Origin of the sequence: Acinetobacter sp. 102 (genome assembly GCF_037028485.1) — a bacterium.
Lineage (GTDB): Bacteria > Pseudomonadota > Gammaproteobacteria > Pseudomonadales > Moraxellaceae > Acinetobacter > Acinetobacter higginsii.
In genome coordinates this window covers 101,955-126,334 of record NZ_JAZEZK010000007.1, presented here as the reverse complement: position 1 = coordinate 126,334, position 24,380 = coordinate 101,955, and the positions used below count along the sequence as shown (strand labels likewise).

The window sequence follows — 24,380 nt, the reverse complement described above, 5'->3', positions numbered from 1 at the left end:
AATCACAAAGCCTTTTTCAACTCAACTGATCAAGGCAGTAAATGCGCCAATGATTAAAATATAGAACAGGATAGGCAATCCTAAAAACCAAAATTTTGCCCATCTATTGGTAGGAAACACTTGGGTAGCCCCACGGTAACTCACCCAACACGATAAGAATAAAAATGGAACGGGAATAAAGCCTAAAAATGTAGATTGATTATAGGCTTCAATATAATTTGAATATAAAAATGTTTGGATTGCCGTTGTAATCACAATCGGCAATACAAAGACCAAGGATTGCAATACATACACATGTCGGGCAAGTTGTGGATCAGCCTCTTTTGCGCCTGAAAACTGCAATCTTTTTTTATACCACCAGCCTTGTACCAACCACGCAATCGCTGCTGAAATAATTCCTATACCCAACACCCATAACCAGTAACTCAACCAGGATGCTGTAATCCAGTCGATCAATGGCCTAATGCCTCTTGTTTCTGCACTTAATAATTTTTGATCGACTCGATCCATGACCGCAACGATACCAATCAGATAAGCAGCAAAAAGGATACTTTGATGATGATAGTTTTTAGATTGTGAAAAGAATTTTTTCGGTTGGAAAAACAAGCGAAATAAGTTGTTCAGTTGAAATGGTTTGATGATCTCATTGTTTTGTGTTTCCAAAGTCGGCTCAATATTCATATACCCTCTTCATCAATTGATTTAGATTATTTTTATTTAAGTATTTTAGCTTATTTTATCATTTGATAAATATATTAACCCCTTCTGCTGCCGCTCTTCCAGTTGCGAAACAAGCTGTCAATAAATAGCCACCTGTCGGTGCATCCCAATCTAGCATTTCACCACAACAAAACACATATGGATTAGATTGCAATTGCAATTGTGGGGATACAGCAGTTTGCTTCACACCACCGGCACAGCTTATAGCCTCTTCGATTGGACGGAAGCCATCCAAAGGAATACTCAACTGCTTAATTTGCTGAGCCATTTGCTTGGCATCTGACCATAAGCTTTTTTCGACAATTTCTCGGAGTAGATTAATTTTGACAGTGTCCAAACCTGCTTTACGCCAGAGATTGGTCAAAGACTGCTTTTTATTGCCCTGTAATTTCTTTTCTAATTGATCAATGCTGACATCAGGTAGTAGGTCCAGATGTAATTGTAAACGCCGTTTTTGGGCAAGCTGTGCTCTGAGATCACGACCCAGTTTATAAATCACGCCACTCTCAAAGCCGTAATGAGTAATGATGATATCACCATGGCTGTGCTGTTCGGATTGCACCCATGCATTAACACGCTTCAACGGCTGACCGAAACACACCTGCATGAACGGCGACCATGTTTTCAGCACACCTGCATTACTGGCTTGGAAAGGCTCAATCTCGCTTGAAGCCAACCATTGCTGCCATGCACCATCACTGCCTAACTGCGACCATGATACTGCACCACAGGCCAAAATAATCGCATCATAAGTTGCACTAAAGCGCTGGGTTTGGTTCTCAATCGTGAGTTGATTTTCAGATAAATCCACACAACGATGACGATAGTGGAACTTCACCCCATCGGCCATTAAGCGTTTTAACCATGCACGAAGTAAGGGGGCAGCTTTCATTTCAATCGGGAAAATTCGACCAGAGCTACCGATATAAGATTCAATACCAAGTCCTTGCATCCAGTTCTGAATCCACTGCGCATCCCATTGCTTCACCCAAGGCCCCAACCATGCCGCATGGTCATAGCGCTGTATAAACCTATCGACAGGCTCAGCATGTGAAATGTTTAAACCTGTTTTACCCGCCATTAAAAACTTACGTGCTGCGGAAGGTTTCTGTTCAAACACGTCAATTTCATAATCATATTGGCTCAGTACTTCAGCAGCCATTAAACCTGCTGGACCCGCACCAATAATCGCAACACGCTTAGACATCAGCTTGCTCTTGTGCCTTTTGACCTTGCAAAGGTGCAAAATCATCAAAGCGAGTGCGATACCCTTCAGGCTTGCGAATGATGAGTTGTTGGCACAACTCACCACGCTCTAAGTATTTGATTTCAAAATGTGTTCGGGCAGAATCTGCTGCAATTTTTTGTTTTTCATGCGGCAGCTTCCACAATTCAATCAATTGTTGTTCTGCTTCATCAATATATTCAGAAATGTTACTCGCCAAAGTAATTGTGCCATTCGGCTGAAGACGAGAGAGTAGAAACTCGAAGAATGGCATATTCAGCCAACGCTGCGCTGGATTATGCGGTTCTGGATTCGGATAGAGAATGAAAAATTGTTCGACTTGTGCAGGGAACAAGGCATGTACCACCCACGGCAATGCATCGGCATGAATCGGATTTAAATGTTCGCGCGGCTCTAATTGGTGCTGCTTTTGCATCGCCACAAATTTTTCTTTGGTTCGTTCAATTGCATACAACGTGGTGTGCGGATTTTGCCCGGTAAACAACAAGGCGTGCTTGCCTTTTCCTGCCCCAATTTCAACGCAGATCGGCGTATTGGGAATGGCAATAAAATCACGAGGGGCTTGCATACGTTGTGCTTGAAATTGACGAATCGACATAATCTCATCAAACTATCTAGAAATCGGCATAAGTCTAACAACTCACCTTACTTTTGCCTAATCTATTTGTTCTATGTTTTAGGAATTTTCTATGCCACGTACATTCCCCTGCCCGCGTTGCGGTGAAGCCAGCACTTGGGAAGGTAATCAATTTCGTCCTTTCTGTTCGGAACGCTGTAAGTTGATTGATCTCGGTGCTTGGGCCAGTGATGAATACAAACTCCCGACTCAGGATGCGCCACAAGCAGATCAAAAACGCAATGAAGATGATTATGAAGATTAATCATCTTCATTCTTTCAACCATTAGAAAGTTTTCCTCCAATCCAGATTGATGCATTTTAATAAAAATTTACATATTTCAGATATGTGAATTACATCACAGTAATTTACTTTTTTTTGACCTTGTGCAAATCTTAATTCAAACATTGTAATGAATAAAAATAGCAAATAACTCACGACAACTTATATCTCATACTGATCCAACCTTAATCAAAATTTTATAGGGGTCAGTTTGTTTAATAAAAATATTTAGACTTACTAGGATGTAATAATGAATCAATCTATTCCTTACCAGCTCAGGGTTTTAGCGACCCAAATTGATCCAAATCTAGATGCAAATTGGCAACTCAGTTTACAAACACTTTTTTCTATTTGCTCTGTTGAAGACCGTGAGAATATCTGCCAACAGATTTTGCAACTCAAGAAGATTCACTGGAACCGAAAAGAACACAGTTTCTCTTATCTTGCCAAGCATGACATCCATCTATTGGCAGAAAAAATTCAAGATGCACCGATTAAAGTTTTAGTCAGAAGCATTGCCAATTCTTTGGAAAAATTAAAACAATACCAAGATATTTATGCCATCTCCGACTATTTAGAAAACATGCTCGGTCAGATTAACCGCATCAATACTGAAAATGATTTTGATCTACAAGAACAGAAAAAACAGGTGTTAAAAGAATTTATCTATGCCTCTGCACAGATCATTTTGCAGAAAGAAATTATTCAATTACCCGCCAATCAAAGACATATCAATACGGATGTCATCAAGACCTTTATTACTGAAGTATTTTTAAAACAACAGCTACTCAAATATTCCTTTAATATTATTCGTTCTCATCAGTTACGTGAAGAAAAGCCACATATTCTTAAATATTTTTTATACCAACAGCAAAAAACAAAACAGCTTGATATTGTTAAAACGTCTCAATATATCTTTGCACTCGCACCGAGCAAAGAAGGTATGACAAATACTTTTTCGATTCGACGCTTTTTGCAGGAAGAAAAATTTGAAGCCTGTGAAAATATTTACTTCAATGCCGCTTTTTTGGCTTTAGACCAAATCGAAGATGAATCACAGCATCAGCAATTCCGATGGCAAATGAATCACATCATTACGATTGATAAACAAGTCAATCACTATATCTCTGATATTGTTCGTCATATCGAGCTTTATGCCAATAAAACCCTGATTCCCTTTTTGATGGAACCGCTCAATCCCCACGGCGTCTTTATTGAAAAGTTGGTTGAACAACGGTTGATTGATTTTGAGCAAAAGCTCTGTCGCAATATTCTAGAACCCATTGCAGATGCGTTAAAACATGCGGTACATCATAGTGATGAATGCCATTATCTCTACATTAGCGTTAAACAAACCTTAGATGATCTGATCAGCCATTTTATTGCCTTTCAATCACAACCTTCAATTATCTTAAATAAACAGGTCAATCTATTTATCGCGCGACTTAAATCCTACGCCACCTTATTGCAAAAACGCCATAGCGATGTATTTACCGTGTTTTCTTATGATGACTGGAAAAAGCACCATACAGCAGCATTAGAGCCGACCAATATTCTCAAAGACTTAAGCATTAGTTGTTTGCAAGAATATAAAGATGCATTTTCAGAGTTAAAAGAGAATCAGCGTCAACTGAAACAAAGTGTGTCTTTTCTCAGTAAGCTACTGAATAAACCACAGAAAATAAAAGATAATATTATTAAGTTAAAAGAGAAAACCTCACAAATCAAAAAACATGCCCATCAGGAAATTATTCGTATCCAACGACGTTTTCCTTCCTTGATCGTGTATTTAGAATTTGAATCACTGATTTCAATCAATCATAAAGAACGGCATTATGCCTTCCCGACAGGAGACAATGGTATTACCCGTCTACCAATTTTGATTCAGATCCCAGAAGATAAAGCATCTTTTGATTTACAAAGTATTTGTAATAGTTTGAATTTTGATTTGAACTTAGCCAATCAAAAATGGCTAGAAAGCATTTAGTCAGCAATAAAACAGGCTGAGCCTGTGTATAAACACTGATTTATACACAGGCTCAATACCGAATCAACCCGCTTTGCTTGCCACAAAAGGATTGAATTGCTTTTCATAACCGATGGTGCTCATAGGTCCATGACCTGAGATAAATTGCGTTTCATCTGGCAGGCTAAAGCATTCGCGTTGAATCGAATCTAACAGCTGCTGGTGGTTGCCTTTTGGGAAATCTGTACGCCCAATCGAACCCTTAAACAGTACGTCACCCGTCCACAACAAGCCATGCTTGGCGTTATAGAACATCACATGTCCTGGGGTATGACCTGGCGCAAAACGGACTTCAAACTCATCCTCACCCAGCTTTAATAGTTCGCCACCTTCAAGCCATTGATCAACTTTTACAGGCTGTGGAATTGGGAAACCGTAACGCGCTGAGACTTCCTGAATCATATCCAACCAGAACTGATCTTCTTTGTGCGGGCCAATCACAGGGATCTTCCACGCTTCAGCCAACTCACCGACTGCACCTGCATGATCCAAATGTCCATGGGTCAACCATAGTGCTTTCACTTTTAAGCCCAAGGCTTCTACTTCTTTTTTAAGTACCGCAGCATCACCACCCGCATCAATCAAAATCGCTTCTTTGCTTTCACTGTCCCACAGGATTGAGCAGTTTTGGGCAAATGCAGTAACAGGGACAATTTTGACTTGTAGCATAGAAACCTCTGGCGAAATAAAGCGTCGATTTAACGATGGGCTAAGGTATGAGTGAGTGCATCAAGATTAGCCTGAACCAGACTGGCAAGCAAATCTATATGCGCCTGATCTGCATTCAAGGCAGAAATATAGGCATAGTCACCACCACCTGCATGCTGGAAAATTTCTTTATTTTGCATTGCCAACTCTTCCAGCGTTTCCAAACAATCAGCTGAAAATGCAGGGCTAATGACCTGTACGGACTGTACTTTTTGCTCACCCCATTGTTGTAATAGCTGGTCGGTATACGGTTTAACCCACTCTTGCTTACCAAATCTTGACTGGAAGCTAATCGCCCATTCATGCTCTTGTAAATGTAGCGCATCTGCAACCAAACGCGCGGTCATTCGACAACGATCGGCATAAGGATCACCTTTATCTGCATAAGGCTGTGGAATACCATGGAACGACATGAGTAATTTTTCAGCTTTACCATGCTGTAATTGGTAATTTAATACGCTATCTACCAAGGCCTGAATAAACAGAGGATGCTGATAATAATCCTTAATCAGGGTAATACCAGGCAAGTGGCGCTGCTGTGGAATCCATTTGGCGAAGGCATCGTATAAAGGTGCAGTTGAGGTCGCAGAATATTGTGGGAACAGTGGTAATAAAATGACATGCTCTTGTGGTGTTTGCGCCAGTTGATCAAGTACATCATGAATACTGGGTTGACCATAGGTCATTGCAGGGACAACGCTAAGCTCAAACTGATGATTTTCATCTTGTAGACGCTGCTTAATCAGCAGTGTTTGTTCCAATACAATTTCACGCATTGGCGAGTCATTTGACCAAACCGAAGCATAGGCTTCAGCCACTCGTTTTGGACGGAAGGTCAGGACAAATAAGTGCAGGATGATCCACCAAATCAACTTTGGAATTTCAATCACACGTGTATCTGACAAAAATTGCTTTAGAAAGCGTCTTACTGCTGGCACAGTAGCTGCATCAGGTGTACCAAGATTGGCCAGAATCACAGTCACTTTTGGTTTTTGTGTTGCTAACATAGACCGCATCCGCTTTTCATTGAGTTCATTCAATTACTTTAGCAGTTTTAAGGCTTTTTTCTAAATTGGATTAATGCATGGTCTTAAATTGAAAAACCCGATTACTGTCCAAAACATTACTTTCCAATAATTTCTGCCCTTTTGCTGTCAGTTGCCACAGCATACGCTGACGATCATCGCGTCCTGTCGGCATGATCCATTCATTTTGACGCATCTGTAATTTAATTTCATGCAATGCCCGAATATTGACTTGAGCACGAGAAACCGCATGTGCTCTTGGCATCTCTTTGCGTGCATCCTCCAAACCCGTTTCATTTAGATATTCATTCATGCGTTTAGAAAAATATTCTTCAGGTGTTGGAATGACAAAAGCCGAGCCCAAAACATTCAGTAATTGTGCCCACGTCATTTTACGATGCGGTTTAACTTCTTTGAAATTACCATCTTGATAAGCATGCATGCGGTACTCAAAAGAATACAGTTCATGCATCGAAACTTTAGCAACATTGGTCAATGGATCTGTTTCACGATTACCGAGCTCTGTTTCCAGCTGTTTGACTTTGGCTCGCAATGCATCAATTTCATCACGTAGTACCTGTGTGTTTTGCGGACGCACCCAACCCACGACAGGATAACGCTCTAACATCTGCGGCATACTTGAACGCACTGCCAACTCTAAATCTCTTAATGTTCGATAACAAAAGACTTGGTCAACTTCATGTTGAAGCTGCTTTCTAAACTCTTTAAATTTTTCTTTTAACTCAGATTTATGATCATGCAATTTTGTATCACGCGATTCAGGATCTTCATGCATAAATACAATGACTGGCTTCTGTTTGGTCATGGCATAAATATATTCCAAATGCATATAACCGACACCTGAAACCGACTGCTCGCCATATTGGCTACCCAACAGAATCACCACATAATCACAATCATCAATTTGACGACGTGCAATCGAGGTACTTAAAGGCGTACGTTGCTCTAAACCCCAAGACAGGAATCCCATTCCCACAAGAGTTTGTGCCAAAACCGCTCGCTCTGGTTGCATTTCATTGCCAGAGGTAGAAATAAAGACTTGATAACGAGTATCTTGCATAGGCGAAGCCCCAATTCATTTATCAATAATATCAAGTATGCATCTTGATTTTTATTAACAGCTAACCCCAATAAAATATATAAAACTGGCTCAATTTAGATATGAGAAACACCTAGATCGTCCAAATTTCTAACTTTCCATGTTAATTGTTCTGGTATAAGGTGCTGAAGGACTGATTGCAGTGCGACAGCATTGTTACCACTGACATAACATTCAATACGTGTAATATTATGACGCAATTTGTCACATAATAACCCATTTTTAATTAAAATATAGGTTGTTTGTCGTGCAACCGCTTGTCCAGAATCAATTAATTTTAATTTTTCTGCAAAAATCTGATGAATCGCTTGTTTTAGAAATGGATAGTGCGTGCATCCCAACACTAAATAATCGGCCCCCTGCTCAACCACAGGTTGAAGTATCTGTTGCAAGACATTTAAACACGCCTGACTCATCTCCTGACCGGCTTCTACAAACGGCACCAAGTCTAAATTCGTCACTGTTAAAACATTAACCCCAGCAGGCTCCGCAAATTTAGAGATGACATCTTTAATCAACTGACCGCGAAAGGTTGCAGGTGTCGCCAGTACTGCTACAACTTTTGACTGGGTTTGGATCACTGCTGGTTTCAATGCAGGCACTAAACCAACAATTGGAAATCGTTCACCATAATGGTCACGTAAATAATCCAAGCTAAATGCCGAAGCTGTATTACATGCGACTACCGCAATTTTGCAACCTTGACGATACAGCCATTCAATCGCTTGAGCCGTGAGCTGGCGAATTTCCTGATCGCTACGTGCCCCATACGGGACATGTGCTGTATCTGCATAGTAGATAATCCGCTCATTGGGTAAATGTTGGGCAATCTCCTGCGCGACCGACAATCCACCTACCCCTGAATCAAAAACACCAATAGGCGCATCTGCTGATGCGTGTGGCATAGGATTGAGTAAAAGAGGCATCGATTGAACAGCTGTCATACACATTTAGGCATTGGTTTATTCGCTCTTTTAAGCTTAAACCTCAGGTGCTCAAATGCAAGACCAAATCACCACTTTTTAGTGTTAAAACCGTCTCGCCCTGCGCATTTTCAGACAAACTGCCGTAGTTCACGAGATGATAAAAACTCTGACGTTGAATCAAGGCATTCATACCAAAGCGAACATGTACATAGGGCCTTAACTCACCGTCATATTCACGCATAAAAATGGGATGTTGCTCATCAACAATCACCACATCCTGATTGATCGTCGTCAGCTGCAAATAGGTTTTACCTTCGATTTCCACCTGATCTGCCTGATTAACGAGCAAAGGCTCATCTTCGACTTCAATTTCAATCTGTTCAACTGGGGTTTTAAGATAGAATTTGCCGTCTTCTTTCCACAAGATTTTGCTAAACAGGTCGAGTAGCGCTTGTCGTTTGACCAATTGACCTTCGTGCCACCATTCGCCATTGGCTTTTATGCGTAGATCCATTTTGCCGCAATGCTTTGGATGCCACTGGTCCAATGGGGGAATTGACCTTTTGTGACTTTGCTGTACATCTTTTATGTATTGTGCAATGTCGATTAAGTTTTTATCATCAGAAAACATGATTTTTCCCTGATTTTCTAAAGGGTTTTGTGGAGAATCATTTTCATTTATCATAGTTTATGCCTTGATGACGAGAAAATATGACCGCTCAGCCAATTGGCGAGACCAAGGTTTAAAACTATACTAGCCCAAACGTTTGCGAGCACATACTATCATTTGTGTTCGGCAATTCAGAACACTCATGGCAGCACCGAATCGCAATATTACGGTTGCCACCCTTAAAAATATGAGGAGTCCTACATGGAACACATCGAACGTGAAGCGATGGAGTTTGACGTAGTGATCGTTGGCGCAGGACCTTCGGGTTTATCTGCTGCGATTAAAATTCGTCAATTAGCGATTGAAAACAACCTGCCTGATCTTTCTGTATGTGTTGTTGAAAAAGGCTCTGAAGTAGGTGCGCATATCCTTTCTGGTGCTGTACTTGAACCACGTGCCATGAATGAATTGTTTCCAAACTGGAAAGAAGACGGTGCACCTCTCAATGTACCTGTAACAGGTGACGAAACCTATTTCCTCACCTCTGAAAGCAATTCACAAAAAATGCCATATTGGATGGTACCGAAATCAATGCACAACGAAGGAAACTATGTCGTTTCTTTAGGTAATGTAGTGCGTTGGTTAGGTCAAAAAGCCGAAGAACTTGAAGTTTCAATCTTCCCGGGCTTTGCTGCTGCTGAAGTGCTTTACCATGAAGATGGTACGGTAAAAGGCATCCAAACAGGTGATATGGGCATTGGCAAAAATGGTGAGCCAACCCATAACTTCACGCCTGGCTATGAACTGCATGCCAAATATACCTTATTCGCTGAAGGCTGCCGTGGTCACCTCGGTAAGCGCCTGATTGCAAAATTTAATCTCGACAAAGATGCTGATCCACAACATTACGGGATCGGAATCAAAGAACTTTGGGAAATCGACCCTGCGAAACACAAGCCAGGCTTAGTGATGCATGGTGCTGGTTGGCCTTTGTCTGAAACAGGTTCTTCTGGCGGTTGGTGGTTATACCACGCTGAAAATAACCAAGTCACTTTGGGTATGATCGTCGATTTATCTTATGAAAATCCGCACATGTACCCATTCATGGAAATGCAACGTTGGAAAACACATCCAACCATTAAGCAATTCCTTGAAGGCGGCAAACGTATTTCTTACGGCGCACGTGCAGTCGTCAAAGGTGGTTTTAACGCTTTACCTAAATTGACCTTCCCAGGCGGTTGCTTGATTGGTGATGATGCTGGTTTCTTGAACTTCGCAAAAATCAAAGGCTCTCACACAGCAATGAAATCAGGTATGTTGTGCGGTGAAGCAGTCTTTGAAGCGATTGCGGCGGGTGTTGCCAAAGGTGGTGATCTTGCGATTGCACGCGTACTCGAAGGCGACGACCATTTCGACAAAGAGCTGACCGCTTATACTGACAAATATAACAATTCTTGGTTAAAAGAAGAGTTATATCGTTCACGCAACTTTGGTCCAGCGATGCACAAGTTTGGTCAATGGGTGGGTGGTGCATTTAACTTTATCGATCAAAACATCTTTAAAGTGCCATTCACTTTGCATGATCTTAAACAAGACTTTGCCGTGCTTAAAACAGTGGATGCGTCAACGTTTAAGCCAAACTATCCAAAACCAGATGGCAAGTTAACTTTTGACCGTTTATCTTCTGTATTCGTATCCAATACCGTACATGAAGAAAACCAGCCTGCTCATTTGAAGTTAACTGACCCTTCAATTCCAGTGAACGTGAACTTACCGAAATGGGATGAGCCAGCTCAACGCTACTGCCCTGCTGGTGTTTATGAAATCATGGAAAATGATGATGGTTCTAAACGCTTCCAGATCAACGCAGCCAACTGTGTACACTGTAAGACTTGTGATATCAAAGACCCATCACAGAACATTACGTGGGTAACGCCTGAAGGTGGCGGTGGTCCGAACTATCCGAATATGTAATTCCTTGCGACCCACTAAGACGCTGTCTTGGTGGGTTTTATCTTTGTGGACTTTAGCTACTTCAATATTCAAATATATTTTCAGCATCGGATATAACAAACAGACAAGGTCTGAAATAAAAAATAAATATTTATAAAATCGGCACCATCTGATTAAATTTAGTGCATAAAACGTAAATTAATTAAAATCTCAATATGATAATTTCAAACCTTAAAATAATTTTAAAGGTTAAAGATGAATAATTTTAAGAAGTGTATATTTTTACCATTTATAGCTTTATGCTCTTTTCATACTTATGCAGCTAATTCTCCATTAGCCCAAGAATTAAAAGCACAAGCGAATGTACAGAATATTATTATATGTCTACGGATGAAATTTATAACCTAGGATTTTCTTTAGTCTATTGATCATGAATAAAAAATTTAAACTATTTAGCTCATTCATTGGGTTCATATGTTTTCTTTATGGATGTAACAACCCTAACCAAGAGACTAAAAGCTCTCAATCTACAGTCATTATTCCTCAAATAAAATATACTGGTGAAGGAGACAATGCCAGTTATAGCGAGGCAACTATAAACATTGAAGGGTCATGTTTATATTTTGAGAATAGGGAAAATAGAATTCTTCCTATTTTCGCAACTCAAGAAGCTTATTGGGATTCTAAAAAAAATGTTTTAGTGGTTGATGAAAAAGAATACAAAAATGGAGAAGTAATAGCATATGGAAGTGGAGAGCCTTACCCTATTGATCTTAATACCGACAAATGGATTATTAAACCAGCAAATTCTTGTAGTTTAAAGAAAGGCATTATTATTAATAAATTAATACAACCTTTAATTAAATAACTTAAATCACGATAACGTTGATAAAATCAATTTAGTCGTGATTTAAGCTTTATATTTAAATACTGACCTTAGCCTTTCTGCACTAAATAACGATATTCAGTATTACTGTTTTCATCCAGACTTTCTTCTTTTAACACCAACTCGTGTCCGAGATGCATACAAAACTTTGGAATATCCCATGATGTAGACGGATCTGTAGCAAGTACCTCAACCACATCGCCAGACTTGGCTTTGCGAATGGCTTGGTGCAACATCATCACAGGTTCAGGGCAACGTAAACCTCGCGTATTGATTTGAACAGCAGGAAGTTTTGGTTGTTCAGACATCATAAAACTCAAATATTCGAAGATTCACATTTTAGCATAAACCGCTCATATAAAAATCATCAACAGTGTTTTGAAAAACTGTACGTTTTTTACATAGTATTATTGATGCATATCCGCTTTATCTTCGGTATGATGAAAATCATCTAATTGATATAGAGAGTCTTTAGGAAAGATCATGGTCGAGGAATCCAGTCCATCGTGGGGTATGCGTGGCTTAAGAAAATGGTTAGGTACCGCACCTGAAACCCGCGATGAATTACTCAAGTTAGTTCAAGACTCACGTCGCTTTTTAGAGCCAGATACTGTTGCTATGCTTGAGGGTGTTCTCGATCTGCCAGCAACCAAGATTCGAGAAGTCATGACGCCGCGTACAGCGATTATCAGTTTGCAGGAAGATGATCAATTACTTGATATTCTGCATGTGCTGATTGATTCGGCACATTCGCGCTTCCCGGTATTCTCTGCGGATCAAACGGATAATGTCGTTGGTATCTTATTAGCGAAAGATCTATTGCCCTTCTTAACCGAGCGCAATGTCAAAGTCGATATTCGCTCACTGATGCGTCAGCCTGTATTTGTACCTGAAAGTGCACGTTCAGACCAAGTGCTGCGCATGTTGAAAAATACCCAAACCCATATTGCAATTGTCATCGATGAATATGGTTCGACTTCTGGTTTGGTTACTCTTGAAGATATTCTCGAAGAGATTGTCGGTGAAATTGAAGATGAGCACGATATCGCAGATGAAGAAGCACTGTATATCGTACCAGACAATGATCCGACCACAGCCAATACTTGGATTGTGCAGGCACTTACACCAATCGAACACTTCAACACTATTTTAGATGCAGATTTTTCTGACGATGAAGTTGAAACTATGGGCGGTTTACTGCTGCAAGAGATTGGTTTAGTGAGCGATTTACAAGGTCAAACCATTGAACTTGGAGATTGGCAATTTACCATTATTGAAGCAGATGCACGCACTATCCATCTGATTCGAGCTGTCCGTCAATGAGAACCCATTTTGAGAAGCTGTTAAATCCATCTCAAGCACAAACTCAGCTTCCTTTTATTTTTCCACTGTTGATTGCACTAATTTCAGGTGCAATCTTTAGTTTGGCTTTAGCCCCCTACTATTTTTGGTGGCTTGCGATTCTGTCACCTGCATTATTGTATGCGGTATTGCGTCAACGTAGTCCACGCCAAGCCTTTGCGCTCGGTTGGGCTTATGGTTTTGGTTTATGGTTTGTCGGCGCATTCTGGCTGTATACCTCAATCCATACCTATGGCGATACCAATGCCTTTCTAAGCATTTTGATGATTGTCTTTATGGCAGCCGCAATGGGCTTATTTACCGCATTTCAAACATGGTTGTATCGTCGCTTCTTCCCAGAAACACCGTTAACTTTCGCGCCACTCTGGGTGTTGTTTGAGTGGGCCAAAACTTGGGTATTCACAGGTTTCCCATGGTTATTTGCGGGTTATGCCTTCACTGAACGCTTACTCGATGGCTATGCACCTTTATTCGGGGTCTATGCCGTTTCATTTGTCGTGATTGTATTGGCCTGTGCCTTGGTTGAGATTTTAAACCGTCGTTGGTTCTGGGCCATTCCTTCTGCACTTCTCGTATTAGGTGCTTGGGGCGCTGGTTTTATTCAATTTGTGCAGCCTAAAGCAGCGAAGCCGCTGAGTGTTTCACTGATTCAAGGGAATATTCCGCAAGATCTGAAATGGCTGACTGAATATCAGATTAAAACCTTAGAAATCTATGCCACCCTGACGCGCGCAGAATGGGGCCGTGATCTTATCGTTTGGCCTGAATCCTCAATTCCAATGTTCCAGACCGATATTCAAGAGTTCTTGGATGCAATGTCGGCACAAGCCAAGAAAACTGATACCGCTTGGGTCACAGGTATTCCCTATTGGGATCTAGCCAAATCGCAGCAAGTGGGTGAACCGTTGTATTACAACAGTATTATGGCATCGGGTAGCGATTCCTTTGGCTTGTATAAGAAACAACGTTTAGTACCCTTTGGCGAATATATTCCATTGTCAGGCATGCTGAAATGGGTACTTCCTGCGATGCAGAACGATGTCAGCATGAGTGGTTTTTCACGCGGTGAAGCCAATCAAAAACCGCTGACTGTGAAAGGTCATGCACTGGCAGCCGCCATTTGCTATGAAGTAGCCTATCCAAACCTGACCCGTCGTAATGCTGCTAATAGTGACTTCTTAATCACCGTGTCGAATGATGCATGGTTCACGGGGACGGCTGGACCTTGGCAACATCTGCAAATGGTACAGATGCGTGCCAAAGAAAATGGTCGTTGGTTTATTCGCGCCACCAATACTGGTGTGACCGCATTTATTGATCAGCATGGTCATATTGTTAAACAGGCGCCAATTGATCAAGAAGCGGTATTACGTGGTGACTTACCTGCCATGCAAGGGCAAACACTCTACAATCGTTTGAGTGATTACCCGATCTTGATTTTCTCATTGCTTTTATTGATCGTAGGCTGGATCTATCGCCCACGTAAAGTTGATATCAGCTTCAAATCACGTCGATAAATTACAGTAACTTTGTGCCCAGAGGAACATCAAACTCTGGGACACAAAGTGCGACATCCCCATCTGCATTATGAAAACCTGTCACCAAGCACTCTGATTGAATCGGTCCAATCTGCTTTTTCGGGAAATTCACGACAGCAACCACCAATTTTCCAATCAAACTCTCAGGCTGATACAGCTTGGTAATTTGCGCACTGGATTTTCTGATCCCAAGTTCTTCACCAAAATCCACCTGCAAAATATAAGCGGGTTTTCGCGCTTGTTGAAACACTTCCGCTTGAATGATTCTACCCACACGTAATTCAACCTTAGTAAAGTCATTCCATTCGATCTGTTGCATGCTTTTTCCTTTTCTCTCTTTTAAGCCCAGTTGCAGCATAGCGAATCTATCCAACTCAATAAATACGCTTATTTTTATTTTCAATTGAGCAACTTCATGCTAAATTAATTTTGCTGATCATAAAGCCGTAAACGTTTACGTCAATCAACGTGCCAACATATCTCCAACAAGGCTTGGAGCTATTTGATCAAGATATTTTTTATCTTGGATAAGGCACTGGCGTTTGTTGGTTTACGGAGTAAAAAATGCAGAGTTCAAAATCTTCTAGTTTTAATTTTCAAAAAATTCCTAATCGTTACGCATCCATTGTTTTACCCTTCTTCTTGTCCATTATTATGACTTTTATTGTGTCTTGTATTAGTACGCTCAGAAGTATGGGTTTTGAGCAGTTCTCTTTTGCAACGTGGATGTCAGCATGGGGAATTTCTTGGCTGATCGCATTTCCTGTGCTGCTCTTGGTCTTGCCTATCGTGCGTAAAATGACAATGCTCTTGGTGCGACCAGTTTAACTTTAGACCAAAAAAACGTAGATCTTGAGTCTACGTTTTTTTGAATATCTTCGGCTTAGACATTAATCGATAATTGCACCGATAAATACGCCACGAGACTCGATAAAAACAGCATTGGAATATATCGATAGGCTTTAAATACAAGCTGCTCATATTTAGAAATCAGCTCATGGTTATCCCAAACACTGGTTTTTAAGGCGCTTAAAAAACACAATACAAACCATGCACTCAACATACTCAGTGCAAAAAAGCCGATCATGATTTGACTGCTTCCTTCTGAAGCTTGCCACAAGGTTAAAGCACCTTCACTAAAGGGTAATAGACTTAAGATGAGCAATACAGATTTAAGCATTGCCCAATGAAACTGATTCAGTTCATCCAACATAAAGAATGCTTTCATCTGATTTCTCCACATCTTTTTTCAATGGCTTGAATTTATTATGCAAAGCTTTGATCTAAAGAAATAGTCTATTTTTCTGCATAATTTCTTTTTCTTGTAACTATCAAATATGGGAATAATTCTTATTATAACTCTCACATATTCAATATTTTATTGATTATATATTTTTCAAATAGTTATGTTGTTTTATTTAATTAAGAAACATTATCACTTCACTCTCTATTTATTTAATTCAAAAGTGAAGTGATATTTTATTCTACATTATGGCTGATAATAAATATCCGCATCATTGCCTTCACCACCTTCTTTACCATCCGCGCCAAACGAATATAAATCAAATGCACGACCTTCACGACCTGGAATTACATACTGTAAATCATTTTCCCAACTGTCTTTTGGATAGCCACCTTTGACATAACCACCCGGTAACCAATTTTTTGCAGAAGCAGGTTGATTCACCAATGCATCTAAGCCGCCATCTTGCATCGATGGGTAACGACCATTATCTAATTTATATTGATCTAAAGCACCCGCGACACCTTTTAAGGTAATACTGGTGGTATCCACTTTAGCCTTTTCACCACGCCCCATCACGTTTGGAACGATCAATGCTGCCAAAACACCAAGAATTACAATAACAACCATCACTTCAATGAGTGTAAATCCTGAGACCCGATTAAACCGGGCAACGCTCGGTCGGGTCGCAAGACGAGAAGCTATGCTTCGAGTGGCAGGATTAAGATTATACTCTGACTCTGAGTTGCAAGATTCTGCAACAGGAGAAGCATTCAAGCTACGTCCAACATTTTGTTTATCCATTGAATTATTCATATTCATCTCTTGCATGTCACTCATTAGATCATATTGTTCATATTAATAATTGGCAACATTACCGCAATCACAATCACCAATACAATTGCTGCCATAAAAATCAGCATCAAGGGTTCGAGTAACGCCAGTAAAGTTGAAATAAAGGTGGTTACCTCACGATCTTGCATGGTCGATGCACGATCCAACATCCGGTCCAGTTCACCAGACGCTTCACCACTTCGAATCATTTGTACCATCATTGGTGGAAAATAACCGCAACGCTCCAACTGTGTTGCCAAATTACCACCTTCTGTTACACGCTCCATTGCCACTTCAATCGCATCACGAATCACCCAGTTATTGCTGACTTCCGCCCCAATACGCAAGGCTTCGACCAAAGGCACACCTGAACGAGTCAGAATCGATAAGGTACTGGCAAAACGTGCCGCATTTATACCACGCGAAAGTTTACCAAATAGTGGTAATCTGAGTGTTAATCGGTCAAATGCATAATGTCCCGCATTGGTTCTTAAAAAACGGGTAAATACAATAATGGCAATAAATGCAAGAATGAGCATGCCAATCCAAGTATGCCGAATAAAGGCACTGGCCTTCATCAATGCGACCGTGATCCAAGGCAAGGCTTCTTTACTTTGTTCAAAGGTTTTGACGATTTCAGGCACGACGTAGGTCATCAGGCCCATCACAATCCCGAAAGACATCAACATCAGTACAATCGGATAGATCATCGCGCCCTGCACTTTCTTCTGCATGGCAAAACGATTTTCGGTGTAATCCGACAACTGATCTAAGATTAAATCAAGATGGCCTGAGCGCTCGCCTGCAGCAACGGTGGCAATATACAGTTCGGGAAATCGACCCGATTGCTGCATACTTTTCGCCAGTGAATGTCCTTCCAGAACCTTGGACCGTACGGCGATTAATAGGTTTTGCACATGTGATTTTTCACTTTGTTTACTCACTGCACGCAGTGCTTCTTCAAGTGGAATACCTGCAGCAACTAACACAGAAAGCTGGCGGGTCATCAGTGCCAAATCATAGGCACTAAAGCTTTTTTTAAACCATGAACGTTGTTGCTGTTTGTCTTTTTGCTCAACGGCATCGACCGCAATGGGTGTCCATGCTTTATCGCGTAACTGTTGACGAATTTGGCGTGCAGAATCCCCTTCCAGCACACCTTTATGTTGCTTTCCTGAGGCATCAAGCGCGGTAAATTGATAAGCAGGCATGGTTCTGTTCTAATTGTCCCAAAATAGTTGTTGTTACAGTTGCATCCGTGTTTGAAGTGAAACCTGAGCGTTTCACAAGAAATTCATCGACATAACACTTCGCACTTTAGCATAATTCCATGACATGCAGTCATGCCATTTTACCCATGAATGAAGCCTATATGCCTAGCCAAAATTCTAACGCTATTCTCTACCGTATTCGAGTCGCGATACCCGTCTATGTGTATGACACCTTTGACTATACAGTCAGTGCTGAGCAATATGCACAAGCACAAATCGGTGCACGCGTTGCCATTTCTTTTGGGCGGCAAAACCTCGTGGGAATTATTACTGAAAAAGTAGATCCTCACGAAGTATTTACAGGACAATTCAAACTTAAGGCCATCACAGAATTACTTGATCAGGAAACGATTCTAGACCAACAAGTTTTAACTTTGTTGACATGGTCAGCACAATATTACCAATTCCCGATTGGTGAAGTGATGCAAAGTGCCCTGCCCAGCTTATTAAGACAAGGGCGAGCCTTAGATATCCTGTTTCATTTATGGAAGATCATTCCCCATGAAGACCCAGCCTCTTTATTAAAACGCTCTCAAAAACAATATGATGCTTATCAGGTTCTTAAACTGCATCCAAACGGCACCACTGAAAATGTGCTCAATCTAAGTGGTGTAGAAACCTCAACCCTCAAAGCCCTAGAAAAGAAAGGCTTGGTTGAATGCTGTCTTGAACCACATGATTTCACCCCAACACCAGTACAACTGGCACAAGTACCTTTGACACCGAACGAAGATCAAAAGAAAGCGATTCAACAGATCCTCAAAGTGCAGCATCAATACCAAGCATTTTTATTGGATGGTTTGACCGGCAGTGGTAAAACTGAAGTCTATTTGCAAGTCATGTATGAGGTATTAAAACAAGGTAAACAGGTGCTGGTACTGGTACCTGAAATTGGCTTAACCCCGCAAACGGTCGCTCGTTTTAAGTCACGCTTTCATTGTGATGTTGCCTTACTACATTCAGGCTTAAATGATTCAAAACGCATGCAGGCGTGGCAACATGCGCAAACGGGCAAAGCCTCGATTATTATTGGTACACGTTCTGCAATTTACACCCCACTCCCTCAGCTGGGTTTAATTATCTTGGATGAGGAGCATGATCTCTCCTTTAAGCAGCAAGAAGGTTTCCGCTACCATACCCGTGATGTAGCCCTATATCGTGGTCATTTACAGAACTGCCCTGTCATTCTCGGATCTGCAACACCAAGTATCGACAGTTATCACTTGGTAGAATCGGGCAAATTACATTTGCTTGAACTAAATCAACGTGCGGGCGTGGCGGTACTGCCGAAAATGCATGTGGTTGATTTAAAAATCGCAAAAAAGAAGCACGGACTCAGCCAAACGCTCATCGAACAAATCAAGCATACGTTAGAGCGTAAAGAACAAGTGCTGATCTTTTTAAATCGACGCGGCTATGCACCGATCCTGATGTGTGAAAGCTGTGGTTGGCAAGCCAACTGCCCACATTGTGATGCGCATTTTACTTTGCATTCACAGCCCTATCATTATTTACATTGCCATCACTGCGGCACCATCAATCGCCTGCCTGATCATTGTCCTGCATGTCAGAAACAAAGCTTAAAAACCATTGGTGCAGGCACAGCAAAACTTGAAGAACACTTACAAGAGTTATTCCCACACCATGAAGTGATTCGGGTCGATCGTGACAGTACCAGCAAAGTGGGTAGCTGGCAGAAAATTTATGATCGCATTCAGCAAAATAAACCCAATATTTTATTGGGTACACAAATGCTAGCCAAAGGTCATCATTTCCCACATGTGACGCTCGTTGCGATTTTAGATATTGATGCAGGCTTGCTCAGTGTCGACCCACGTGCACCTGAGCGAACCGCACAGTTGATTGTACAGGTCGCCGGCCGTGCTGGTCGAGGCGAGCATAAAGGCAGTGTCTATTTACAAAGCCTACGCCCCGATCACCCGATGTTGACCACTTTAATTGAGCATGACTACCGTACAGTCGCCAAACAAATGCTGGCTGATCGTAAAATCGCACTCCTTCCACCCTATCGCTATGCGGTATTGGTTCGGGTTGAATCTAAAGATCGGGATTATAGTCAGCAATTCTTAGCGGATATTGCACAACAATTACGGACAATGGCTGGAGATTTAGTCGACATTTGGGGACCGATTCCCGCACCGATGGAACGTAAAGCAGGCCGTTATCGTGCACATATGGTGATTTTGTCTAGCGATCGAGCAAAACTGCATTTTTATTTGCGCCAATGGTGGCAACACGTCGTACACTTACCTCGCCAGCATCTACTAAGGCTATCGATTGATGTTGATCCGCAAGAGTTTAGTTAGAGGCTTAGTCTGAGCGTGTTCAAGTCATCGAACGTTTTCCAATATCATATTTTTACAGACGACTCATTTGAGTTAGTCTAGACAAAATAGAAAAATTTGAGGCATTCAATGTCTTTACTGCTACCGATTATTTTTTTACTGGCTGCGACTTTAATTTTTGTTCCATTAGCAAAACGTTATGCCACCAATACTGTTCTGGGTTATCTGATTGCAGGACTGTTACTTGGCTCCAGTGTTTCAGGCCTGATTGAAGATCCTCAGCTCATCAAGCAGTTGCTACATTTTGGTATGATTGCAGTCATGTTCTTTGTCGGTTTTGCTTTTCGACCACAACAACTTTGGCTCGAGCGTAGAGGCATTCTAAAAAACAGCGGATTACAACTCCTAATCATTACTCTTGTTCTGATTGGCGCATGTTTTTTACTGTTTAATGATGTGCTAACCAGTCTGATTCTCGGATGTGCTTTAGCGCTATCCGCAGTCGCTTTACCATTACAACTCCTAGAAAAAAAACAGCAACTCAATAACAAATTAGGACAAGCGACTTTAGCAACCTTGCAATTTCAAGCCTTTGTTGCCGCTATCTTGATTGTGTTATTTCCATTACTTGAAGACACTGCTTCTACACGGCATGGCATTGCCTATTTTGCAGCAATCATCGCGACATTTTCAGGATTATTCTTAGCCAGCCGTTATTTAGTGCGCCCAGCATTCCGTTTCTTAGCACGGAAAAATAGTATCCATCTGATTCCTGTTCTTAGCTTATTGGTGCTGCTGAGCGTGATCTTGATTATGGATATTCTCAATATCCATATATTGATTGCTGCATTTTTAGCAGGATTACTGCTCGCAGAAACCGAATTTAAAAGTGAAGTTGAACGCATTCTTGAACCCTTTAAAGATGCTGCAACAGGACTATTTTTTCTGGCGATTGGCTTGGGGCTTTCACTGCAACCCCTTGTCCAAACACCATTATTGATCATCGCATCAATCTTTGGTTTAGTTGTGATCAAGGCTGCTGTTGTTACAGCAATCAGCTATTACCAACAGCGCCACGCCAAACTCAGTATCCTGTTTGCAATCACCTTGGCGCAAAGCGGCGAACTCAGTTTTATTCTGCTCAAGCTGGCAGAAAGTGAGAACTTGCTGACCAAAGGTCTTCTGCAACCGACCTTACTCATTGTATTTGGTTCAATGCTCTTGACCCCACTGCTGTATTGGTTATTGGATTCAAAAGTTTTGCCAAAATTGCAGAAGCAGGTGGCAGTAAAGATTGACGATGTCCCTCAACACCCGATTCTTATTTTGGGCTTTGGCCGTTTTGGACAAGTCATCGCACGGGCCTTACACGCTCAAGGCAAACAATTCAGTGTCATTGATAGCAATCAACCCGACGCTGATTTTATTGAACAATATGGACATCGTTTCTTTGATGCCGATGTCACCCAAGTCGAGAACTTACGTGCTGCAGGCATTGAATATTGTAAATTATTGATTATTGCAATTGATGATGTGGAAGACAGTATGAATCTGGCGCGGCATCTACGTTTGAACTATCCAGATTTAACCCTTTTTGTACGAGCACGTGACCGCCATCATGCGCATTTACTCAATGATTTAGGCGTACAACATATTTGGCGTGAAACCTATGCTTCATCGTTAAATATGGCACAACAGGCATTGATTGAAACGGGTCTCTCCGTTGAAGATGCACATATTCAAATTGAGTGCTTTAAACAGGAAGATGAACAGCTGCTCCTGCAGCAGCATTGGTCCCATGATCAACAAGATGTCCTTGAAAACTACCCAAGTGCGATTGCAGAACTTGAGTATTTATTTGAAAACACAAAAACTTTAAGATCAGATCGCTTGAGCAATGATCAAAACACACAAAGTGATGCAAATTCACTCAATGAAATATCTTGAGTTTTGGCAAACTGACACCATTATTGACTGCATACCATGCACCTTTTTATAAAGCCTGAAGTGCTTTACAAGGCAAAGCGTTGCTTTGTTTTCCCCTTAGGGGATACTGGAGAAAAATATGTCTGATTTACGCCAACGCTTTTTTATCGAAGACTGCCCTGTTCGCGGTGAAGTCGTGCATTTAGAAGAAGCGCTTCAAACAATTTTGGCGCAACGTGAATATATGCCTGCGGTACAAAGCCTGTTAGGTGAGATGCTCAGTGCAACAGCCTTACTTGCCAGTACACTCAAAATTCGTGGCCGGATTAGTTTACAGATCCAAGCAAATGGAACTTTTAAATGGGCCATGGCTGAGTGCAACCATTTAGGTGAAGTTCGCGCATTGGCCGATTATGAAGAAGATCCTCGTTTCGTTGAAGGTGGCGACAGTCGTACTGTGCTTGCAGCTTTAACCAATCCAGTGCTGTTCATCAACATTGAACCTGAACACGGCGAACGCTATCAAGGGATTGTCCCACTTGATCAACCGACCTTGGCAGGTTGTTTGACACAGTATTACGATTTGTCTGCACAGATCCCAACCCATATTGTATTGGCAACCAATAACCAACGTTCGGGTGGTCTATTGATTCAGCTGCTTCCTCGTAATGATGAAGAAGAGCAAAAGTTGGTTGATGAAGATCTATGGCCACGTTTGACCATGCTCACTGAAACCCTTAAACCAGAAGAGTTAACCGATCTTCCTGCAAATGAAATCCTCTATCGTTTGTATAACGAAGAAGAAGTGCGTTTACCTGAAGTTGAGCAGTTAAAGTTTGGCTGTACCTGTTCGAAAGAACGTTGTGCCAATGCCTTGATCCAAATCGGCGTGACTGCAGTTCATGAAACACTGGAAGCTCAAAACCCAATCCAAATGGATTGTCAGTTCTGTAATACACGTTATGAATTTACTGCAGAAGAAGCTTTAGGTTTGTTCGGTGAACATTTAAGTTAATTGACTAAATGTTAAAAATAAAAAAAGACGGGCTTCCGTCTTTTTTTATTTTGTATTAAGGTCTATGCGATAAAACAATTTTCAAATCTCCCAAGAACATAGACCTAAAATTTACCTTATGAATTACTTCGAATACTTGCTGTTTATCATCAGTGTGGTTGTACTGATTGCCACGCCTGGTCCTGTGATGATTTTGGTCGCCAGTGCCGGCCTTAAGGGTGGCTATAAAAAAGCACTAGAGACAATTTTTGGAACCAACTTTGCGTCTTTAATCCTGATTTTTATTTCCGTACTCATTCTCAAGGGTTTTCTCACGATTGATGAAAACTACCTAAAAGCCATTCGTATACTAGGTTGCCTTTATATTGCTTATCTGGGCTATAGCATTATTAAAGAAGTGCTTCAGGCACCTCATCCAACCGCCATCCAAACCGTGTCTGCACAAAGCGGTGGCTTTAAAAAAGGCTTTCTGGTGGGTATTTCAAATCCGAAAGACATCATCTTCTTTTCAGCCTTTTTCCCGCAGTTTATTCATATCTCACCGAACATCAATTTCAGTTTAAGCCTACTGACTGTAACCTGGATTATTTTGGACTTTCTAACCCTGTCTTTGGTGTATCTGTTCTTCCGCAGTCTCTCTCAAAATAGTATCTATCCCAAGATTCTGGGACTATGTGGCGTCCTGCTAGTCTTGATTGCACTTTATGGTCTGGTTGATACCTTTCTCTAGTCAATGGCTTCAATCAAGGTCTAAATCCGTTCGCTA

Annotated in this window: 24 protein-coding genes; 11 read left to right on the top strand and 13 right to left on the bottom strand. The window is 41.2% G+C overall.

Features of this window, described 5'->3' with window-relative positions; all coding sequences use genetic code 11:
• Positions 1 to 21 precede the first annotated feature (21 nt).
• From WA352_RS08860 to WA352_RS08850, 3 genes are read right to left on the bottom strand one after another with little or no spacing between them, the layout of a single operon-like run.
• A complete protein-coding gene (locus WA352_RS08860) occupies positions 22 to 681 on the bottom strand; it encodes a hypothetical protein (protein WP_005315075.1) in 660 nt (219 codons plus the stop codon).
• Between the two features lie 58 nt (positions 682 to 739).
• Positions 740 to 1,927, bottom strand: a complete 1,188-nt coding sequence (locus WA352_RS08855) for a TIGR03862 family flavoprotein (RefSeq protein ID WP_005315073.1) — start codon at positions 1,925 to 1,927, stop codon at positions 740 to 742.
• Positions 1,920 to 2,564, bottom strand: coding sequence for a hypothetical protein (locus WA352_RS08850; RefSeq protein ID WP_005315071.1), 645 nt, complete (start codon positions 2,562 to 2,564; stop codon positions 1,920 to 1,922). The genes WA352_RS08855 and WA352_RS08850 overlap by 8 nt, the downstream gene beginning before the upstream one ends.
• Before the next feature lie 91 nt (positions 2,565 to 2,655).
• On the opposite strand from WA352_RS08850, the gene WA352_RS08845 reads away from it, so the two are divergent.
• On the top strand, positions 2,656 to 2,847 hold the full coding sequence (locus WA352_RS08845; RefSeq protein WP_004802417.1) for a DNA gyrase inhibitor YacG: 192 nt from the start codon (positions 2,656 to 2,658) through the stop codon (positions 2,845 to 2,847).
• A 268-nt stretch (positions 2,848 to 3,115) separates the two neighbouring features.
• Positions 3,116 to 4,852 carry a hypothetical protein gene (locus WA352_RS08840; RefSeq protein WP_005315069.1) on the top strand — a complete coding sequence of 579 codons (1,737 nt, stop codon included), beginning with the start codon at positions 3,116 to 3,118 and terminating at the stop codon, positions 4,850 to 4,852.
• Between the two features lie 63 nt (positions 4,853 to 4,915).
• On the opposite strand, the gene WA352_RS08835 is transcribed toward WA352_RS08840, so the two are convergent.
• The 5 genes from WA352_RS08835 to WA352_RS08815 all read right to left on the bottom strand — a co-directional run bounded on the left by WA352_RS08835 (position 4,916) and on the right by WA352_RS08815 (position 9,355).
• Positions 4,916 to 5,560 carry an MBL fold metallo-hydrolase gene (locus WA352_RS08835; protein WP_005315067.1) on the bottom strand — a complete coding sequence of 215 codons (645 nt, stop codon included), beginning with the start codon at positions 5,558 to 5,560 and terminating at the stop codon, positions 4,916 to 4,918.
• A 29-nt stretch (positions 5,561 to 5,589) separates the two neighbouring features.
• Positions 5,590 to 6,606, bottom strand: coding sequence for a ferrochelatase (gene hemH, locus WA352_RS08830; protein ID WP_005315065.1), 1,017 nt, complete (start codon positions 6,604 to 6,606; stop codon positions 5,590 to 5,592).
• Positions 6,607 to 6,676: 70 nt separating this feature from the next.
• Positions 6,677 to 7,705, bottom strand: coding sequence for a DUF4062 domain-containing protein (locus tag WA352_RS08825; protein ID WP_004802409.1), 1,029 nt, complete (start codon positions 7,703 to 7,705; stop codon positions 6,677 to 6,679).
• A 95-nt stretch (positions 7,706 to 7,800) separates the two neighbouring features.
• Positions 7,801 to 8,688, bottom strand: coding sequence for a glutamate racemase (murI, locus tag WA352_RS08820; RefSeq protein WP_005315062.1), 888 nt, complete (start codon positions 8,686 to 8,688; stop codon positions 7,801 to 7,803).
• Positions 8,689 to 8,731: 43 nt separating this feature from the next.
• Positions 8,732 to 9,355: a DUF1285 domain-containing protein gene (locus WA352_RS08815; protein WP_005315060.1), complete on the bottom strand. Its 624-nt coding sequence runs from the start codon at positions 9,353 to 9,355 to the stop codon at positions 8,732 to 8,734.
• Between the two features lie 186 nt (positions 9,356 to 9,541).
• Here WA352_RS08815 and WA352_RS08810 point away from each other — a divergent pair, with 186 nt between their 5' ends.
• Both WA352_RS08810 and WA352_RS08805 read left to right on the top strand, forming a co-directional pair.
• On the top strand, positions 9,542 to 11,254 hold the full coding sequence (locus WA352_RS08810; protein ID WP_005315055.1) for an electron transfer flavoprotein-ubiquinone oxidoreductase: 1,713 nt from the start codon (positions 9,542 to 9,544) through the stop codon (positions 11,252 to 11,254).
• A 409-nt stretch (positions 11,255 to 11,663) separates the two neighbouring features.
• Complete coding sequence (locus tag WA352_RS08805) at positions 11,664 to 12,101, top strand: hypothetical protein (protein ID WP_005315052.1); 438 nt, start codon at positions 11,664 to 11,666, stop codon at positions 12,099 to 12,101.
• A 68-nt stretch (positions 12,102 to 12,169) separates the two neighbouring features.
• Here the strand turns inward: WA352_RS08805 and tusA are convergent, their stop codons facing one another.
• A complete protein-coding gene (gene tusA, locus WA352_RS08800) occupies positions 12,170 to 12,427 on the bottom strand; it encodes a sulfurtransferase TusA (RefSeq protein WP_004656127.1) in 258 nt (85 codons plus the stop codon).
• A 175-nt stretch (positions 12,428 to 12,602) separates the two neighbouring features.
• On the opposite strand from tusA, the gene WA352_RS08795 reads away from it, so the two are divergent.
• Positions 12,603 to 13,442 (top strand): HlyC/CorC family transporter, encoded by an 840-nt coding sequence (locus WA352_RS08795; protein ID WP_004802396.1) that lies wholly within the window; start codon positions 12,603 to 12,605, stop codon positions 13,440 to 13,442.
• Positions 13,439 to 14,998 (top strand): apolipoprotein N-acyltransferase, encoded by a 1,560-nt coding sequence (gene lnt, locus WA352_RS08790; RefSeq protein WP_005315036.1) that lies wholly within the window; start codon positions 13,439 to 13,441, stop codon positions 14,996 to 14,998. The genes WA352_RS08795 and lnt overlap by 4 nt, the downstream gene beginning before the upstream one ends.
• 1 nt (position 14,999) lies before the next feature.
• Here the strand turns inward: lnt and WA352_RS08785 are convergent, their stop codons facing one another.
• On the bottom strand, positions 15,000 to 15,338 hold the full coding sequence (locus WA352_RS08785) for a tRNA-binding protein (RefSeq protein ID WP_032812754.1): 339 nt from the start codon (positions 15,336 to 15,338) through the stop codon (positions 15,000 to 15,002).
• A 245-nt stretch (positions 15,339 to 15,583) separates the two neighbouring features.
• Between WA352_RS08785 and WA352_RS08780 the strand changes: the two genes are divergently transcribed.
• A complete protein-coding gene (locus tag WA352_RS08780) occupies positions 15,584 to 15,847 on the top strand; it encodes a DUF2798 domain-containing protein (RefSeq protein ID WP_005200416.1) in 264 nt (87 codons plus the stop codon).
• 55 nt (positions 15,848 to 15,902) lie between these two features.
• Here the strand turns inward: WA352_RS08780 and WA352_RS08775 are convergent, their stop codons facing one another.
• The 3 genes from WA352_RS08775 to gspF all read right to left on the bottom strand — a co-directional run bounded on the left by WA352_RS08775 (position 15,903) and on the right by gspF (position 18,307).
• Entirely contained in the window at positions 15,903 to 16,247 is a 345-nt protein-coding gene (locus tag WA352_RS08775; RefSeq protein WP_005315033.1) for a hypothetical protein, read from the bottom strand.
• A gap of 261 nt (positions 16,248 to 16,508) precedes the next feature.
• Positions 16,509 to 17,093, bottom strand: coding sequence for a type II secretion system major pseudopilin GspG (gene gspG / locus WA352_RS08770; protein WP_081401672.1), 585 nt, complete (start codon positions 17,091 to 17,093; stop codon positions 16,509 to 16,511).
• A gap of 8 nt (positions 17,094 to 17,101) precedes the next feature.
• Positions 17,102 to 18,307, bottom strand: coding sequence for a type II secretion system inner membrane protein GspF (gene gspF / locus WA352_RS08765; protein WP_005315020.1), 1,206 nt, complete (start codon positions 18,305 to 18,307; stop codon positions 17,102 to 17,104).
• A gap of 161 nt (positions 18,308 to 18,468) precedes the next feature.
• Between gspF and WA352_RS08760 the strand changes: the two genes are divergently transcribed.
• The 4 genes from WA352_RS08760 to WA352_RS08745 all read left to right on the top strand — a co-directional run bounded on the left by WA352_RS08760 (position 18,469) and on the right by WA352_RS08745 (position 24,344).
• Complete coding sequence (locus tag WA352_RS08760) at positions 18,469 to 20,694, top strand: primosomal protein N' (RefSeq protein ID WP_017402455.1); 2,226 nt, start codon at positions 18,469 to 18,471, stop codon at positions 20,692 to 20,694.
• Between the two features lie 108 nt (positions 20,695 to 20,802).
• Positions 20,803 to 22,620 carry a cation:proton antiporter domain-containing protein gene (locus tag WA352_RS08755; protein WP_005315018.1) on the top strand — a complete coding sequence of 606 codons (1,818 nt, stop codon included), beginning with the start codon at positions 20,803 to 20,805 and terminating at the stop codon, positions 22,618 to 22,620.
• A gap of 118 nt (positions 22,621 to 22,738) precedes the next feature.
• Complete coding sequence (hslO, locus tag WA352_RS08750; RefSeq protein WP_005315016.1) at positions 22,739 to 23,614, top strand: Hsp33 family molecular chaperone HslO; 876 nt, start codon at positions 22,739 to 22,741, stop codon at positions 23,612 to 23,614.
• A gap of 118 nt (positions 23,615 to 23,732) precedes the next feature.
• Entirely contained in the window at positions 23,733 to 24,344 is a 612-nt protein-coding gene (locus tag WA352_RS08745) for a LysE family translocator (protein ID WP_005315014.1), read from the top strand.
• The last annotated feature ends 36 nt before the right edge of the window (positions 24,345 to 24,380 follow it).